General features: G+C 33.5%; 15 protein-coding genes and 1 pseudogene. 6 read left to right on the top strand and 10 right to left on the bottom strand.

Going from position 1 to position 18,319, the window contains the following annotated elements:
• Positions 1-261 precede the first annotated feature (261 nt).
• Together SLH52_RS08270 and SLH52_RS08265 are read left to right on the top strand one after the other, a co-directional pair.
• Positions 262-1,356 carry a cytochrome D1 domain-containing protein gene (locus tag SLH52_RS08270; RefSeq protein WP_320208782.1) on the top strand — a complete coding sequence of 365 codons (1,095 nt, stop codon included), beginning with the start codon at positions 262-264 and terminating at the stop codon, positions 1,354-1,356.
• A 622-nt stretch (positions 1,357-1,978) separates the two neighbouring features.
• Positions 1,979-2,308 (top strand): YolD-like family protein, encoded by a 330-nt coding sequence (locus SLH52_RS08265; protein ID WP_320208781.1) that lies wholly within the window; start codon positions 1,979-1,981, stop codon positions 2,306-2,308.
• A gap of 258 nt (positions 2,309-2,566) precedes the next feature.
• Here the strand turns inward: SLH52_RS08265 and SLH52_RS08260 are convergent, their stop codons facing one another.
• From SLH52_RS08260 to SLH52_RS08250, 3 genes are all read right to left on the bottom strand, one after another.
• Positions 2,567-2,698: a hypothetical protein gene (locus SLH52_RS08260; RefSeq protein WP_320208780.1), complete on the bottom strand. Its 132-nt coding sequence runs from the start codon at positions 2,696-2,698 to the stop codon at positions 2,567-2,569.
• Positions 2,699-3,181: 483 nt separating this feature from the next.
• The gene (locus SLH52_RS08255) at positions 3,182-3,760 is read right to left on the bottom strand and encodes a hypothetical protein (protein ID WP_320208779.1); all 579 of its coding nucleotides are present in this window, start codon (positions 3,758-3,760) and stop codon (positions 3,182-3,184) included.
• Positions 3,744-4,274, bottom strand: coding sequence for an RNA polymerase sigma factor (locus tag SLH52_RS08250; RefSeq protein ID WP_320208778.1), 531 nt, complete (start codon positions 4,272-4,274; stop codon positions 3,744-3,746). The genes SLH52_RS08255 and SLH52_RS08250 overlap by 17 nt, the downstream gene beginning before the upstream one ends.
• Before the next feature lie 213 nt (positions 4,275-4,487).
• On the opposite strand from SLH52_RS08250, the gene SLH52_RS08245 reads away from it, so the two are divergent.
• The 3 genes and pseudogenes from SLH52_RS08245 to SLH52_RS08235 all read left to right on the top strand — a co-directional run bounded on the left by SLH52_RS08245 (position 4,488) and on the right by SLH52_RS08235 (position 7,231).
• A complete protein-coding gene (locus tag SLH52_RS08245) occupies positions 4,488-5,168 on the top strand; it encodes a M23 family metallopeptidase (RefSeq protein WP_320208777.1) in 681 nt (226 codons plus the stop codon).
• Between the two features lie 101 nt (positions 5,169-5,269).
• The gene (locus SLH52_RS08240) at positions 5,270-5,593 is read left to right on the top strand and encodes a hypothetical protein (protein WP_320208776.1); all 324 of its coding nucleotides are present in this window, start codon (positions 5,270-5,272) and stop codon (positions 5,591-5,593) included.
• A 502-nt stretch (positions 5,594-6,095) separates the two neighbouring features.
• Positions 6,096-7,231: pseudogene (locus tag SLH52_RS08235) on the top strand (tyrosine-type recombinase/integrase).
• 117 nt (positions 7,232-7,348) lie between these two features.
• Here SLH52_RS08235 and glnA read toward each other — a convergent pair.
• The 4 genes from glnA to hflX all read right to left on the bottom strand — a co-directional run bounded on the left by glnA (position 7,349) and on the right by hflX (position 11,876).
• Entirely contained in the window at positions 7,349-8,683 is a 1,335-nt protein-coding gene (glnA, locus tag SLH52_RS08230) for a type I glutamate--ammonia ligase (protein WP_320208775.1), read from the bottom strand.
• A gap of 122 nt (positions 8,684-8,805) precedes the next feature.
• Entirely contained in the window at positions 8,806-9,207 is a 402-nt protein-coding gene (locus SLH52_RS08225) for a MerR family transcriptional regulator (RefSeq protein ID WP_320208774.1), read from the bottom strand.
• Positions 9,208-9,332: 125 nt separating this feature from the next.
• On the bottom strand, positions 9,333-10,604 hold the full coding sequence (locus SLH52_RS08220) for a methionine gamma-lyase family protein (protein WP_320208773.1): 1,272 nt from the start codon (positions 10,602-10,604) through the stop codon (positions 9,333-9,335).
• Between the two features lie 12 nt (positions 10,605-10,616).
• Positions 10,617-11,876 (bottom strand): GTPase HflX, encoded by a 1,260-nt coding sequence (gene hflX, locus SLH52_RS08215; protein WP_320208801.1) that lies wholly within the window; start codon positions 11,874-11,876, stop codon positions 10,617-10,619.
• Between the two features lie 494 nt (positions 11,877-12,370).
• On the opposite strand from hflX, the gene SLH52_RS08210 reads away from it, so the two are divergent.
• Entirely contained in the window at positions 12,371-13,822 is a 1,452-nt protein-coding gene (locus SLH52_RS08210; RefSeq protein WP_320208772.1) for a suppressor of fused domain protein, read from the top strand.
• 478 nt (positions 13,823-14,300) lie between these two features.
• On the opposite strand, the gene spoVK is transcribed toward SLH52_RS08210, so the two are convergent.
• The 3 genes from spoVK to miaA all read right to left on the bottom strand — a co-directional run bounded on the left by spoVK (position 14,301) and on the right by miaA (position 17,890).
• The gene (spoVK, locus tag SLH52_RS08205; protein WP_320208771.1) at positions 14,301-15,248 is read right to left on the bottom strand and encodes a stage V sporulation protein K; all 948 of its coding nucleotides are present in this window, start codon (positions 15,246-15,248) and stop codon (positions 14,301-14,303) included.
• Positions 15,249-16,679: 1,431 nt separating this feature from the next.
• Positions 16,680-16,904, bottom strand: a complete 225-nt coding sequence (hfq, locus tag SLH52_RS08200) for an RNA chaperone Hfq (protein ID WP_214482767.1) — start codon at positions 16,902-16,904, stop codon at positions 16,680-16,682.
• A gap of 41 nt (positions 16,905-16,945) precedes the next feature.
• Positions 16,946-17,890 (bottom strand): tRNA (adenosine(37)-N6)-dimethylallyltransferase MiaA, encoded by a 945-nt coding sequence (miaA, locus tag SLH52_RS08195; protein ID WP_320208770.1) that lies wholly within the window; start codon positions 17,888-17,890, stop codon positions 16,946-16,948.
• Positions 17,891-18,319 lie beyond the last annotated feature (429 nt).

Below are 18,319 nucleotides of genomic sequence, written 5' to 3'. Positions count from 1 at the left end.
ATTATATCATCTTAAATCTATTATGATTTCTTAAAATGTATTGACTTATATTAGCTGGTATTGTTTAATAACATTTTCATTAAGTCCAATAGTAAGAAAAGCTTATCTTACTATTGGACACATTAATCATTGAGTTTACTAAAATGCAAAAAGAGTATGTGCCCTTATATCTTTTTTTCTTATTTTGGTATATATGAGAAATTATTTTCAAACTATCCCGCATATATTAAGGTAACAAATTAAATAGATAGGGTGATTCTTATGGTACTGGCTTATGTTGTAAATAACGCTTCGCCCTCAGGTAACGGAACTGTATCGGTTATAGATGTGAAAACCCATAATGTGATTGCTACAGTGTCAGTTGGAGTTGGTTCACGTGCTATATCCTTCACGCCCGATGGCAAATTGGCTTATATTGTGAACAGTGGGAATTTCCAAAATAATGCAACTTTATCAGTTATAGATGTAAAAACTCACCAAGTGATTGCTTCAGTGCCGATTAACGATGATTCACGTGCGGTGTCAATCACTCCTGATGGCAAATTGGCTTATGTTATAGAAGTAACAACCGTTGCAGTCATAGACGTGAAGACTCATAATGTAATTGCTACGGTTGCGATTGAAAATCCAGTAAATGTTGTGTCTTTCACTCCTGATGGCAAATTAGCTTATGTTACCAGTAGACAAGAAATTCCATCTTTTACATTTGCTTCGGTCATAGATGTGAAAACTCACAGTGTGATTGCTACGGTGCAGATTAGTAATAATGCAAATGATGATCCACGTGCGGTGTCCTTCACACCTGACGGCAAATTGGCTTATGTTGCACACACAGAGCCCATGGGTAATGGAACTGTCTCGGTCATAGATGTGAAAACTCATAGCGTGATTGCTACAATACCAGTTGGAAGGGATACACGTGGTGTGTCTATCACGCCTGACGGCAAATTGGCTTATGTTATAAACACTGAGCCCATGGGTAATGGAACTGTCTCGGTCATAGATGTGAAAACTCATAGCGTGATTGCTACGATACCAGTTGGACGGGACTCAATTGCTATGTCCTTCACACCTGATGGCAAATTAGCTTATGTCATAAATAATGTGATTGACAATCCTGGATCAGTATCCGTCATAGATGTGAAAACTCATAATGTAATTGCTATGGTACCGGTTGGAAGGGCTCCATCTGGGATGTCTTTCACTCCAGATGGCAAATTGGCTTATGTCGTTAATTTTGAAAATCCCCCAAGTGTTATTGGAACCGTATCGGTCATAGATGTGAAAACGCATAGTGTGATTGCTGTGGTTCCTGTTGGAATACGTGCAAATGTAATTTCCATCACGCCTAACTGAGCCCATAGATTTATATTGGTTACATTTTAATTGTGAGGCTGTAATTGTAATTGTTAATACCTTTTCATTGTCCAAAAGCACAATGGAAGCTAATCTGCGATATACTAAAAGTAGTACTATTATGTAAATTAATAAGAGAACCCCTTCTCATCTCAGAAAAAATGAAACTAACAATACTCGTTAAAAAAGCAAATAAACAAATAAAACCCTCCATTTCTAATAACCACAATGTCCAATGAGTTGCATAAAAATGATTTTTGACCTATCGATTAATACAACCTTAACTAAAATACTTGCATAAAATAAAGTACTCCATCACTTTCACTCTCCCCTCTCTGATGTCTCCTCCTTTCATGAACAATAGGGAGGGTTACATACTCTTAGTGTTGCTATAACGCCCTCAGACGAAATTATCTTTTCATTAATGTACTTATATGATGATAGACACAAAATAAAAAATCCCCTACTCATAAAAGTAAAGGCAATGAAGTTGGAAATTCCCATCCGATTATAAATTATGATTTATTACCACCAATTGTGTGGACAGGACACTATAAAATTTTATTTTTTCTTTCAATAAACGAACATATTTTCGCATATAATAAGTACTGAGGTGATACGTTTGAAAGATAGAGGAATTATGAAATGGATGCCTGCATTTATTCAACCCGAACAAATGAAGATGATGAAAGAAGCTCAGGCTGATTATTATAAGCTAGAAAAACCTGTCTTAGATGAGCATGAAATTGAGGAAATTAATAGCACAATTCTGGAGGCTATTGAGTTTACACAAGAAGTGACTGTGACATATTTTGAGAATGGTTCTTTCAAGCCATGTATGGGATATATTCATTTTTTGGATCAATACAATAAACATATTAGAGTAATGGATAAATTTGAGGAAGTGCATAGAATTAAATTTGAGGACATAATAAACGTACAAATAATATAACAGCCCTACATGCTTGCAGGGCTGTTTTTTCGTGGAGTGAATATCTTGCTGTATTGTATATTATGCAAGAGTTGTTTTTTGTATTCGTTATTCTAAATAATATGGTTATGTACTATGTGTAGTTTCAATTTTACATTTCTGAAGAATTGGAACTATATATCTCAAGTCGAGGTAAGCATACCCGGAACTCATATTATTAGTCATGAGTTCCGTATATATCTTCCTTCATTATTCGAGCTTCTCTTTTTTTAGTGGCTCCTATTCTCCAGGCTCGCCTCCACCACAACAAACATTGCTAGCGACATTTGAAAAGTTGTACGATGGAAGTGTATTCGAATAAAAAGTTAGTAGGCTCCCTATAACCATCATAAGTAATACCTTTTTTCTCACTATTATCATTCTCCTAATCTAAATTCTAATTATTATGTAATGTCGAAAAACTATTTTATCATAAACATCTTTAAAATACCATTTTTTCTTTATTTTTCATAGGATTCCGTTTTATTTAAGTACACCTATAAAATTACAATTTTAACTATTCACTCACAGACATAATTACCTTTTCGTTTATATATTTAAAACATAGTTTAATGCAATTTAAAAAACCCCTACTCCGAAGAGTAGAGGTTATATGAGGCTAAGCAAATATGCAAATGCCGTGTAATTAAAAATATGTACTTCCTATACATATTGTGTGGGTAATGGAGCACATTCATGGTAGTCAATCATGTTGTTTTATTAAATATATATATAAAATTATAATTGTTAATATATTTATTCACGATAAAATTGTTCTTTTATTGTAAACTTCATCATCTCATCAATGTAAAAATCTTTTCTGTTATAAACAAAGGTAACTAACTATTTTTATACCTAAAAATTTCTAACTCTCAAATGATATTTACCTCCAATATTACCTGCAGGTGTATATACCTTAATTTTATATTTACCTGAACCATATAAGCTTAAATCTACTGAATATAACCTTTCCTGCGAACCAGCAGTAGTAGATTCTCCAATCAAACTTCCATCAGGAGCATATACTTTGTATTTATAGTTGTAACTATCATGTAAGTTATTTAACCAGAAATTACACTCTTCTCCCGTAGTTATATCTAAATTGACGTAATGAATAGTAGAGCTTTCATTGAGCACTTCTATCACACTAAGTGCAGCCTCAGCCGTGTTCTCTACAAAATTAGGAGCACTCCCATGACTTTTCAAGTCTTCTTCATACATGTATGAAGCTATCAATATACTCACAATACATAATGCAGTCACTAACCCAACCATTGGAAGTAACCTAAATACAGCCTTTTCTCTTTTGTGTTTTTTATTTAAACTTGACTCTATTCTCTGTCTTAGTTCAAATTGTTTTTGTGTATCCCATTGTATTCCATCATCCAAGGATTTCACACCTTTAAATGGATATTCTTTATGACGATTGCTCATAAATATATCCCCCTTTTTCTAATTCGGCTCGAAGGGCTTTTATTGCTCTTGATAAAGTAGATTTAACTTTGCTTTCAGACCAACCCAAAACTTTACTAGTTTCTGTAATAGATAATTCTTCAATTTTTCTAAGAGTAATAATTTTACGATATGTTGGTTTTAATTTACTAAGAGCATCATACAACTCTTTACAATTTTCAGTGATGATTATTGCTCTCTCTGTTGAAGGATTAATCTCTTTTTCTCTTGAAAGTGGAATTAATTGTTCTAAAACATTGAATTTTTTTCTTCTAATATAATCCATTGTGATATTATGGGCAATTTGAAATAGCCAAGTCTCTATTTTTTCTTTATTCTTTAGTTGAGATAACGATTTACTGGCCTTAATAAATGTATCTTGTGTTAAGTCTTCGGAAGCGTAGTAATCTTTAGTAAGTACAAAAATAAACTTCAAAATACGACTGCTATATTGATCGTATAGACGAAGTATTTCTACATTATTATTTCGTGGCATACTAATTATTTCACCCCCCTAATAAATTTCCTACAATGTTATCACAAAAAAATAGTTATTAACCAGTCAAATTTACCATATATTATCCGCTTTATTCTAACAAAAAACTAGTAATATTTACACAATTTTTTTATTTTTTAGAATTTTTTTAAAAAAAACGCGACAAAAAGTGAACTCATTCGTCTTACATATGAAATTTAAGGAGGGGATTTTATGTACAAAAAAATAGCAGTTGGATTTTTTGCAACAAGTATCGCTTTATCAGGAGTCAGTAATGCGCTTGCTGCAAACCTTGCGGATGTAAAACCTATGTCTATTAATCTTGCTGCTGTAAGTGAATTAACTTTGACGGAAGAAACACCACTTTTCAACAATGCAAACTTTTACAGCAAAACTGGTGCAACAGTTTCACCTCAAACAGTTGATGTAGTTGATCAAGATGGAGATTGGTATAAGATAAAAACTTGGTTAGGTGATAAGTGGATTTTGGTAGATGGTTTTGGAATTCCACTTAGTAGCTCTAGTTATACCGTAACAAGTCCTTATGGAGAGAGAACTGATCCAATTACGGGTAAAGTAGCAAAGCATAATGGGATAGACGTATCAAGTAGTAAAACGGATATTCTTGCAAGTGCAAGTGGGACTGTGGCATATATTGGCTACCAATCCGAAAGAGGGAACTATGTTGATATAGAACATAAGATTAATGGTACAACATACACAACTCGCTACCAACACTTGGCATCGGATTCTGTATCAGAAGGTCAAAAAGTCTTAGCAGGAGATAAGATCGGTGTAATGGGTGCAACCGGAAAAGCAACAAATGTACATTTACATTTTGAACTACTAAAAGGGTCTACACCTATTGATCCAGAGGACTGGATAGATTTCTAGTAAGTTTAAAAGTATCCATTTTGATAGGAACCAATTAGCTAGAATAGATTGTTACCTTTCTATTTCTTAAAAACAAACCAAAACTAAGGAGTGGTTATTTAATGAAAAAATTAATACTAAAAACAGTAACTGTATTAACATTAACAGCATCTATTTTTGGGAGTATCCCGCACGTATCGAATGCTGCTGTAGCAGATCGAGCAGTGGAAGGAGAAGCACATTTATTAGTTTCTCCTACAAAATGGGTTAAAGTTACAAAAAAATACTATGGTCGAGATGCTGATATTCCAAAAACAATATTTGATTGTTCTTGGGATGAATATTGTGGAGATTTTGATTTAACTAAAATAGAATGGATAGAGGACGACCCTGCCTATAGTGATCACTGGTTAGCTACTTATGAAGGATATGGAACACAATTTTAATTAATCTAGATAATCCCTTGTCTCGATAATCTAAATAGCATTCCTACATAGGACTGTTGATAAATATTAAAAAACAATTCTTAACCTGTGTGGATTAATTTCTACTCAGGTTTTTTAATTAGGGGTACTTTATAAGTTAGTATAAGTGTAATGAATAAAATTTGAGGATGTTATGTAAGAGTAGATAACATAAAAATAGGTAAAACCATGTATTCTTTTACGCTAAAGGTTCTACCTATTTTAATGATCCGGTAATCACAACTACTAAAGTTAAAGTTATCATCCATAAAAGCCAACCTTTTAGCTCAGGCTTTTTACTTTTATTACTCAACATTGTCACCTCATTTGGCAATTCTACCTTGTTTAGTTACCATTTTTCTTCTGTTAAGTGCTAATTGCATTATTGTTAAATCTTGTTGGATTCTATCTAAAAGATATTCTGCTTTTCTTATTTCGTCTATAGATTTCTTGGCTCTATTATTTAGAGTTTCATCTACTTTAAATGGCTAGTTTTCTTAAGCGTGGGAGCACTTGGCAATATCGCATCAAATACACTGACCCCCTAACAAAGAAACAAAATAAAATATCAAAGGGTGGCTTTAAAACAAAGAAAGAAGCTCAAAAATCTGCATTAGAAGTAGAAAAAAAGGTACTTAACGGATTAGAAATTGATAACACCCCCATTTCCTTAAAACATTATTTAACGATTGGTTAGCCGAATATAAGAAAGACAATGTAAGAAAAAACACTTATATTCTTCATGAAAGAAATGTCAAAACAAAAATTATTCCTTACTTTAAAGAAGCAAATTTAAAAGATATCACTCCTTTAAAATACCAAAAATTCCTAAATCATATAGATGATCAAGGGTACAGTAAAAGGACAATTGAGATCATTCACACAACAATGTTTAATGCTATGAAAATTGCCGTGCATCCATTAAGAAAAATTGACAGTAATCCATGTGAAGGTGCGACCATCCCAAAAAGTAAAACTAAAAATAAGGCAGATTTACAATACATTGAATCTGAAAACATCTCACATTTTCTAAAAGTAGCTAGAAAAGATAGCTATATTTACTATATGTTTTTCAAAACACTAATAGAAACAGGTATGAGGAAAGGTGAAGCTGCCGCTCTCCAAATAAAGGATATTGACCTAAAAGAAGGCTATATCTATGTAAACAAATCTCTAGATTTTCAGGCCAATAAAGATGAGAGTTTATTTGGAGAAACTAAAACATATGAATCGGAAAGAAGAATAAAAATAAGTGGGTCTCTAGTTAAGGAATTATCAAATCATCTGAAGGTTCTCAATGAGAACAAAATTGTCTTTAATGAAGAGGATAAACATGAATTAGATTTAGTATTCTGTCGTGAAGATGGAAATTTTCAACCTAAGTCTACTCTCTTTAATGCATTTTCAAGAATTCTAAAAAAAGCTAGACTAGAAAAAATGCCAATCCATGGACTAAGACATACTTATGCAGTTTTATTACTGGAATCAGGCGCTACCATGAAATTCGTTCAAGAAAGATTAGGTCACAAAAGTATAAATGTATACTCTCATATTTCTTCAAAGCTTGAAAACACTTCGGTGGACAAGTATGAAGAATACATGAATGATTTATTGGGGTAAATTTTTCTGGGGATTTTGGTGGGTCAAAAGTGGGTCAAGTTGTAGTAGAGAATTAAATCTCACAACTTGACCCGCCATTTTAACCCTTATAAACGTTGTTAAATCAACATTTTAATTTTAATATAAAGTCATATATTGGTCACGTTCCCAAGGATGAACTTGTGTGCGGAACATATCCCATTCAATTTCTTTAGCTTCTACAAAGTGCTCGAATAGATGTCTACCTAACGCACCAGTCATAACTTCGTCAGACTTTAAGTTTTCTAATGCATGCTCTAGCGTTGCAGGTAAGTCTACAATACCAGCTTCTATGCGCTCAGCTTTGTTCATTACATAAATGTTTCTGTCAATTGGTGCTGGAGCTGATAGTTTGTTTTTAATACCATCTAATCCTGCAGCAAGTAATACTGACATCGCCAAGTATGGGTTTGCACTTGGATCAACGCTTCGTACTTCTACACGTGTGCTCATACCTCTTGAAGCCGGGATACGAATTAATGGACTACGGTTGCGAGCTGACCATGCAACATACACAGGTGCTTCATAACCAGGTACTAAACGCTTATAAGAATTGATTGTTGGATTTGTAACAGCTGTAAAGTTTGGTGCATGTTTTATAACACCAGCGATAAATTGACGAGCAGTTTCACTAAGTTCTAAGTCGCCAGTAGGGTCAAAGAATGAATTTTCACCATTAGCAAATAATGAAAGGTTTGCATGCATTCCAGATCCGTTTACACCGTATAGTGGTTTTGGCATGAATGTTGCGTGTAAACCGTGCTTTCTTGCGATCGTTTTTACAACAAGCTTGAACGTTTGAATATCATCAGCTGCTTTTAAAGCACCAGCATATTTGAAGTCGATTTCATGTTGCCCAGGGGCTACTTCATGGTGAGATGCTTCAATATCAAAGCCCATTTCTTCTAGTTCTAAAACGATATCACGGCGGCAATTTTCACCTAAATCAGTTGGTGCTAAGTCAAAGTAGCCACCTTTATCATTTAATTCAAGAGTTGGTTCGCCATTTTCATCAACTTTAAACAAGAAAAATTCTGGTTCCGCTCCTAAATTAAAGTCAGTAAATCCTAGCTCTTCCATTTCTTTAAGTACACGCTTTAAGTTATTACGTGGATCTCCTTCAAATGGAGTACCATCAGGATTGTAAACATCACAAATTAGACGTGCAACTTTACCTTTTTCAGATGTCCAAGGGAATACAACCCAAGTATCTAAGTCAGGGTATAAATACATATCTGATTCTTCTATACGTACGAAACCTTCGATTGAAGATCCATCAAACATCATTTTATTATCAAGTGCTTTTTCTAACTGACTAGTAGGGATTTCAACATTTTTGATCGTTCCTAATAAATCAGTAAATTGTAGTCTTATATATCTAACGTTTTCCTCCTCAGTCATCTTAACAATGTCTTCTCGTGTGTACTTTGCCATAAAAAAAGCTCCTCCCTTGATTTTAAAAAATTTATTTAAATAAAAATTGGTGAAATGTATCTATTCAAGAATTTATTTCACCTATATTTTACTTATTTCTAACGGTTGCATGCACATTTTAATTAATGGAAAAATCGGGACATATCTCCTTGTCTCAGAGTTGTACGATTATACTTTCCAGCATTCATCAATTCAGCTTTTAGTAGCTTGCGCAGCTCATCTTCAGATAGTTCTTGTTTGTTCGCTTTAACCACTTCATTTTCTTGTACAGATTTTGCATCTTGATTGCCTGCAAATAGTTTCTTAATCCCTGCCATATTGACACCTTGATCTATTAGATTTTTAATTTCTAATAGCTTGTCAACGTCATTAAATGAAAACAATCGTCGATTTCCTTCGGTTCTTGCCGGAGATACTAATCCATGCTCTTCGTAATATCGAATTTGCCTAGCTGTTAATTCGGTTAGCTGCATCACGATTCCTATAGGAAAAAGTGGCATGGACCTTCTGATTTCATCAGCCATAATGATACCTCCATCATTTATTACTATATTCAGTATATTCCATGTTATGTTTTTTGTCAATACTATGTCATAAAATCTAACACACAAAATTACAACAATTTTCTTTTAGTTCATTCTGTTCTTATTTAGCTTATTTTGAGGAGATTTTTTTCGATCAAATGATTGATTGCAGAACAAACCGCTATCTTCACGTGAGCATATGTGAGTCCCCCTTGTACGTATGCTACGTATGGTGGCCTCAAAGGCCCATCCGCTGATAGTTCAATACTAGACCCTTGTATAAATGTACCGGCTGCCATGATCACATCATCTTCATAACCAGGCATATAGCTAGGGTACGGAGTAACATAAGAGTTCACTGGGGAACAATATTGGATTGCCTGACAGAATGCAACCATCATTTCTTTATTATCAAATTGGACTGATTGAATAAGGTCTGTTCGATGACTATTCCAGCTAGGATGTGTGTTCATGCCGATTTCAGATAAGAAAGCTGATGTGAAAACAGCACCTTTCAAAGCTTGACCAACAGTATGTGGTGCGAGAAAAAATCCCTGATACATTTCTTGCAAACTATGTAATGATGCTCCTGCTTCACTACCTATTCCAGGAGAAGTCATTCGATAGGAGCATGCATCAACAAGAGTTTTCTTCCCAACGATATAACCACCTGTTTTAGCAAGACCACCACCAGGATTTTTTATTAACGAACCGGCAATTAAGTCTGCACCTATATGACAAGGCTCCAATTGTTCTACAAATTCACCATAACAATTATCAACAAAGACGACGATTTCTTCATTAATCGATTTTACAAATTGGACCATTTCTTGAATCTCACTTATTGAAAACGAGGGTCTATTTGCATATCCTTTAGATCTTTGAATACCAATCATTTTAGTTTTTTCATTTATCGCTTCTTTTACGTTGTTATAATCAATTTTTCCATCTTCAGCTAACGGTATACTGTTATACCCAATATGATATTCTTTAAAAGAGCCTACACCTGAACCTCTGATTCCTACTATCTCCTCTAAAGTATCATACGGCTTCCCAGTTATATACAAAAGCTCATCAAATGGTCTAAGCACACCAAATAATGCAATTGAAATGGCATGCGTCCCTGATATGATTTGGGGGCGAACTAATCCGGCTTCGCCTCCAAAAACTTGTGCATAAACTTTCTCTAGCGTATCTCTACCAACATCATCATAACCATAACCTGTTGATGGCATGAAATGCGAGTCACTTATTTTATGTCCACGAAAACTCTCAAGTACTTGATATTGATTCGCTTCTATATTCCTATCGATTTGCTCATGGATATTACGTATTTTGTCTTCTACTTTATTTACTATGTCGGAGATTTGCACTCCATTACTTAAATTATGAAACATGTTCTTCCCTTTCTAAACTTGATATTTCTTTAGTCTACCGAATGCGATATGTGAAGATAATACATACCCAGTACATTCATACACATCTTCTATTTCATCATATTTTGTCTCTGTTACAATCGTATCCGTTTTAATGGTTGACAGTAATTTCCCATCTTGGCTTGGAATCTTCACATGATATTTCACCATATTGTCTTTTATACGATTTTCGAGCCAAGTTTTCAGTTTAATTACATCATTGTCGTTATGTGCACTTATTGTGACAACTTCTGTATTTGATGAGGGTACAAAATCTGGATGAATATTGTCGCGCTTATTATAAACGGTTATGACAGGAATATTTTCAAAGCCTAACTCTGCTATTAACTGATATACAGTTTGTTCATGATTAAAATAATCTGGATTAGAACAATCAACAACATGTATGAGTACGTCCGCATCTTTGACCTCTTCTAATGTAGATCTAAATGCAGCTACTAACGTAGTAGGAAGGTCTTGAATAAATCCTACGGTATCAGTCAACAGTACATTCATCCCAGATGGTATAGACATCTTTCTCGTCATTGGATCTAATGTAGCAAACAACTCATTTTCTTCATAAGCACCAGCTGCTGTTAAGCGGTTAAAAAGCGTTGATTTTCCAGCATTCGTATATCCTACTAAAGATAATTGAAATGCATTGTTTTTCTTTCTCCGTTCACGGTACCTCACTCGATGCTGAACAATCGACGAGAGCTGTTGCTTAATTTCAACGACTCGACGATGGATGTGCCTTCTATCTGTTTCGAGCTTCGTTTCACCAGGTCCTCTAGTACCAATCCCTCCCCCGAGCCTAGATAAAGAAATACCTTGGCCCGCGAGTCTAGGTAGTAAATATTGTAATTGCGCAAGTTCGACCTGGAGCTTCCCTTCACGTGATCTAGCCCTCATTGCAAAAATATCTAAGATTAGTTGAGTTCTATCAATCACCCTAGCCTGAAATAACTTTGTTAAATTTCTAATTTGGCTAGGTGTCAGTTCATCATTAAAAATGATAATCTGTGGTTCTACTTCGGTTTCCAACTTTACAATTTCTTCTACCTTGCCTTTGCCTATATATGTAGCAGGATGAATTTTCTCTCTTTTCTGTGTAACGACAACTTCCACAGTCCCATTCGCCGTTTTTGTTAAAGATGCAAGTTCCTCCATCGAAAACATAAATCTTTCATCATTTAAATTGGGCAATTGACATCCAACTAATATTGCTGTTTCAGCAGTTTTATTTGTATTTATATTCAAACTCCATGTACCTTCCCTTTTATAATAATTAACACTCTTTTTTATCATATCAAAACTAAAGACTTTTCACGAACAAATTTGAAATGAATTAGTATATGTTTGTTTTCGCATGTAATATGGAATATCAAAAGAAAAAATAAGACTTTAGCATTAGTAATACGTGACTAATTTCTTGTAGATTTTGGTATTAATAATTTGTTATTATAAAATTCAGAATATATAGAATATATATTTAACCTTGCTCATTTTTTTATTCATCCATAAAAATATTAGACGAGCTTACGGTTAAATAATTCAAGGCTCTTTTCGTATACTTGTTTACTATTCAACTAAACTTGACAGTTACGTAATCATATTACTCTATACCAACTGTTTAGAGAAGACAAAACAACCTAGGCTAATCGAATACTTGCTTCTGTTTTAGTATGAAAGACAACAAATTGATACGAACACAGCCTAAAAAAATAACAGAGAGGAGAAATGATCGTATGGCAATCAAATGGATTGTAGCAGCAATCATTGGTCTTATTATTGTTTGGAAAGTAGGAAAAACTATTTTAGAAGGAGTTAGAGAAGGCATAAAGGAAGGTGTTGAAGAAGCCAAAGAAGAGTTAAAACACGAAGAAGACGAACATGAAAAAACATATGAATCATTATGGAGTACAGCATACCAAAAATCTGATGAAGAAAGATTTGGAATCGCCTTAAAAGCGATGTTTGTAGAATTTTATATGCATGGTCCAATTCTACAATTAGATTGGAATGAAGATAATTCAGTATATTTGTTTACAGAAGTCTTACCTGAGGACAAACTAGAATTTCTTAAAAAGAAATTTAAAGATGAATGGGGAATCAATGATAGAGGAACATTGTTAAAACAAATTTACTGGCTAAAATACGAAGGGCACCGCTTTCAGTATGAAACAAAAACGAATAACATGCATATCGAGGCAGCTGCATTCGATTTTGCACGTGAAGCTATGTTAGTATGTGATGGCGTCGCGTTCGGTTATATTACAGGAGATGAAGGCAAGGTGTTATTGAAAAAAATATCTATCAAAACAGCCAACATGTTCTCAGGCTGGAAAGAGTATGCAGAAAGTTTTATGACAGGCGCAACATTTTGGATGCAACAAGTAAGCTTAAATAAAAAAATGGAGAAAAGATATCATAAAACGTTAAACTGGTTACTAGAAAACCCTTTAAGCCCTTGGGTAAAAATCCCATGGGGAACAGACAGCTTACTTTCTTCGCATCCTATGGATATAGATGCTAGAGACATAATTGAAGACCATATTGAGACATACATAGGGGAGATTAAAAATCTATATGTAGAAGAAGTTTCTGACACTGTTAGCATCGATATATATCATATAGAAGCCACTGAAGCTAGACCTTTCCATACTTTTATCACCATGGGCATGAGCGACCTCCCTATTCATGAATTACCGGATGGTTGGAAATATAGTGAACTAATGATGTCGGTGCCTGCAGAATGGGAAGTGTCTAACGAAGGATTCACAAACGAGGATAACTACTTTCCAATCCGATTACTTAAATACCTTGCTAAAAACCCTCACTTAAATAAAGAGGAGGAGCCACTGTCTTTGTGGAGTATCAACCAGCATGCTCCAGCGGAACCTTTTACAAATAATATTAAGATGACAGGATCTATATTACTTCCACCTTTGTTGTTTGATAGAGAATTTTTTGAAGTTGATATAAATATACAAAAGAAGGTTCATTTCTTTAATGTTCTTCCTTTGTACTCCGATGAAATAACCTATTTATTAGCTAATGAAGAAAAATCATTGTTAATGCAAAACAATGAGATACCTCATGTTTTCAACCCTACTAGAAAAAGTTTACTTACTGAACTTGAAAAAATAAACTTAAAACAAGAGGATCAACAGGATACACAAAAAATCGGTTTTTATTAAGGCTCTTTTCGTTAACTTTATGCTTTTTTCACTATTAGTTTAATAACTGCTGTGTATAGATGGTTGGAACAGTCTTTAGTGAAGAAAAGGTGCCGCGATATACGTGTTTTTATTTTGGTACGTAAAGAAACTATCATTGAGAAAACACCTTTTATTAAGGTATTTTTCATTAATTTTCTTCTATGTTCACTATCTGTTAAAAAAACTGATGTGTATATATGATTGAAACTATCTTTAGAGATAAAAATATTACACGATTGCTAGATGAATATGTGGATATAACTTGGCACGTAATGACACTATCTATAAGAAGTAGCTTTCTTTCCGTTACTACTTTACTAAATTAGCTTTTGATATTTATAAACATGTACTTTGTAAGATAAACAAAGTTTTAATTTTAATACAAAATGAGGATGATACGTAGTACTTAAAATGACGTATCATCCTCTATTTATTTATTAGCCTAAAACAATAACAGTTATATATCATTAATTAATAAGTCCTCACTATTAATGGTCATTAGCTGTTTTCTATCGAGTTCTTCTTGAAATAATAATCTCATTGCTTGAACACGAACTGACTTTTCTATAACATTTCTAACATAACGTCCATTGCTAAAAGAAGCAGGATGTAAAGAATTTCTAATAGACAGTAAATGATTGCGTAATTTCCACTCAGCTTCTTGGTGAAAAGTATAATCTCTTTCTGAGATCATTCTTGAAGCAATTTCCATCAATTGGTCCACAGTATAGTCTGGAAAATCTATAACTAATGGGAACCTAGAATATAGCCCCGGATTGAGCGATAAAAAATGCTCCATTTCTTTTGAATATCCAGCTAGTATTAAAATAAATTCATTTTGTTTGTCTTCCATATGCTTGACTAATGTATCAATTGCTTCTTTGCCAAAGTCTTTTTCCCCACCACGAGCAAGTGAGTATGCCTCATCTATGAATAAGATTCCTCCCATAGCACGTTTAATAAGCTCGCGAGTTTTTTGTGCAGTATGCCCAATATATTCTCCTACTAAATCTGCCCTTTCAGCCTCAATCAGATGTCCTTTCGATAACACATTCATACGAACAAATAGTTTCCCAAGTAATCTGGCAACAGTTGTTTTTCCTGTTCCAGGATTACCTTTGAACATCATATGCAACACTTGTTTACCTGGTTTTAACCCCTCTTCCTCACGTTTCTTGTTAATAAATATCCATGCATATATTTCTTTAACAATCCGTTTGATCTCTTCCATTCCAACAAGAGAAAGTAGTTCATCTTCAATTTCTTTAAGTATATTATGTTGAGAAGGGAACGGCTTATTATATACATCAGTTTGTTGATGTCGTTTAACCTCAATTTTCTTTTGTTGATTATTAAGTATAATATTAATTTGACCATTATTTTTCATCGTCATAGGTTGATTCAAGCGATTTCACCTCACATTCATTACTAGTATACGTACGAAAAATAAAATTGTGACAAATGCCTATAACAAAACTCCATATGTAATCATATTAACTGTAATAGCAAAGGAAAGGTGGTGTATTTTGTTTATAGCTCGTTAACAAATTTTTACAATTTTTTCTTCATTATTTTCAATTATAAACCAGTCTAATTTGTCAAACATAAAGCTATATAATAAAACGATGTTAAGATTTATTAAGTTTTTTGTACAGTCACTATAAGTAAGTAGCCGTTAATTTCCATTTAGCACATTGGATTTCAATAAGATAGACTATGTTACATATGTTAGAAAATTGGTGAAAAATATAAAAAGATAGGTAAGAATATCGACTACTTTAATTCAATCCACAATAGAACCTATAACAACTAATTTTTCAACGTTAGTATTATCAAACAAACTGTTAGATATTTTCACCCCTCCCCTTCATCACTACCTTAATTTTTCTTAGGTTCTTTTCTAAATGGAGATTTTATGTCGTTTATAAAAGAACAGATACAACGTATGGTTGTATCCACATTCTCATGCAAAAATAAGCTTTGTAACAAAGCTTATTTTTCAAATTTTTTTAAAACTGTATAAGAGGCTGGGACAAAAGTATTTTTTTAACTAAATAGAAACCGAACAATGGTTGTAGTTGTAGTTACGCCGCTCCTGAAATATACTCTGCTTTCCGCGGGAAGCTGGCAAGCCTCCTCGTGCTAGGCACTGCGGGGTCTAGCCGTTGCTTTTCATCCCGCAGGAGTCTACGTATATTTCATCCGCTAAGTTATTACTTTGTTCGGAATTTTAGTTAAACACTTAAGTTATGTCCCAGCCTCGTTTTCGTATTAATAAATAAACACGTATACAACTTGGATCTATTCTTCTATAAAACGATGACTGTTGAGCTCTTCTTTTATGTATTAGTGCAACAAAAATTACGGAAAGTGTCTTTATAAATAAAAAAAGAGACCATTTTAATGGTCTTAGTAGCTCAGTTATTGTAGTGAATTTTTAACATTGCATTTAAATGTGTAATTCAACAACCACTAATATGTATCATTCAGGTATTACCCCTCCCCATGACTTCCTTCTTTTTTTATTTGATTAAGAGTGATCATCAAACCAGTAAGTCCCGCAGTCAAGGAAGGTGGAATACTCCACACTAAAAAGCCCCATTGCCCTGAAAATAATGATATAAAGAGAAAAGCATTGGAAATCCTACTAATGCTATTAAAGAAACATACAGTGCCATTTTATTATTTTTCATAGCACACCTCCATTAATGAGTGGGCAAAGCAATAACATGTAGTTTAATAATGCTTATTCCTTAGTAAGAAAAACAACAATCATAGTAAAAACAGCTCGTACAAAAAAAATAACCTACGTTAATTTGTAGGTTATTCTTACGATTTATTCAAAATCTATTTGAATATTCTTTTGAGGTGCAAATGTTGAAATCGCATGTTTATAAATTAATTGCTGTTTGCCCTCAGTTTCAAGCAAAACAGTAAAATTATCAAATCCTTTTATTTGTCCTCTCAATTGAAATCCATTTAATAAGAAAACTGTTACAAATGCTCCATCTTTTCTAACTTGATTTAAAAATTGATCTTGAATATTAATTGATTGCTTCATAATTTCGTCCTCCTCTTTTCTATATATACATAATTATTCGCTTAAAGTTTGAGCTTTCCTGCTATGTAATCGAAAATATCCGTTAACTTTTCATTAAGATGACTAGTATAAGTCATGTCAAACCATTCAATATCCATCTTGTTTCTAAACCATGTTAATTGTCGTTTGGCATACCGTCTTGAATTTTGCTTTAGACTATCTTTCGCATCTGCTAACGTCATATTGCCTTCAAAATGCTCATACAGTTCTTTATAACCTATCGCTTGAATTGATTGGCAATTCTTTATGCCTCTTTCATATAGATCATGAGCTTCATTCACTAGCCCTTGATCAAACATAAGATCCACACGCGCATTGATTCTTTCATACAATTTAGCTCGATCCATCGTTAATCCGATAAGTGCATTATCATATAATATATCTTGTTTCTGGTCTTGTTGCAACTCAGACATCGGTTTACCCGTCACATGGTAAACTTCAAGTGCGCGTATAACGCGCCTCACATTATGTGGATGAATCCGTTCAGAGCTGAGTGGATCAACTTTTTTTAGTTCATTATATAACGAATGTGCTTCACCATTATCAGCTTTTTCTTGTAAGCGATTACGATATAAAAGATCAGTCGGTTGACTGGAGAATTGATAATCATACAAAACAGCTTGAATGTATAAACCTGTACCTCCTACAATCATCGGAAGCTTCCCACGAGACTGGATATCGTTAATTAAACTTCGAACGATCATTTGAAATTCTGCTACAGAAAATGATTCATGAGGATCTTTAATATCAATTAAATGATGCTCGATCCCTTCCATCTCTTCTTGTTTTATTTTTGCGGTACCAATGTCCATTCCCCGATATATTTGCATAGAGTCACCACTAATAATCTCCCCATTTAACTTTTTCGCTAGCTCTATGCTTAATTTTGTTTTCCCAACAGCTGTCGGACCTACGATCACAACAACTTTTTGTTCTGTTTCATTCAACTAATGATCACTACTTTCTATATCTATTGCAGTCAAATCATAACATATCCAGTTTTGTAAATTAAACATTCATATAGTATAACCAAAAATGAATCATTTTTAACAAGTCTTCACAATAATTTTATAAGATTCAGACATGATAATGCTTTCGTTATAAATCACTAATCAAATCATCAAAATTCATTTAAAGAAACGTGAATGTAAAAGTAGCATAAGACCATTTTACATAATAGTTGCAAAAGGACGGTGTGAATCTCTCTGTTATGTTTATATTATTTTTTCAGGTAAATAATTTGCTCCCATTAAGCTAAGAACATGAGTTTAAATAAGCTGTTTTTACAATGACTGTTGTTTATCGAATAAGAACGATAGACGCAATTATAATGCTCGCAGGTTATTACTTATTTAAACAGCTCATTGAATATTTAA

Origin of the sequence: Cytobacillus sp. IB215665 (genome assembly GCF_033963835.1) — a bacterium.
Taxonomy (GTDB): Bacteria; Bacillota; Bacilli; order Bacillales; family SM2101; genus Nanhaiella.
This window is presented reverse-complemented; position numbering and strand designations above follow the sequence as displayed.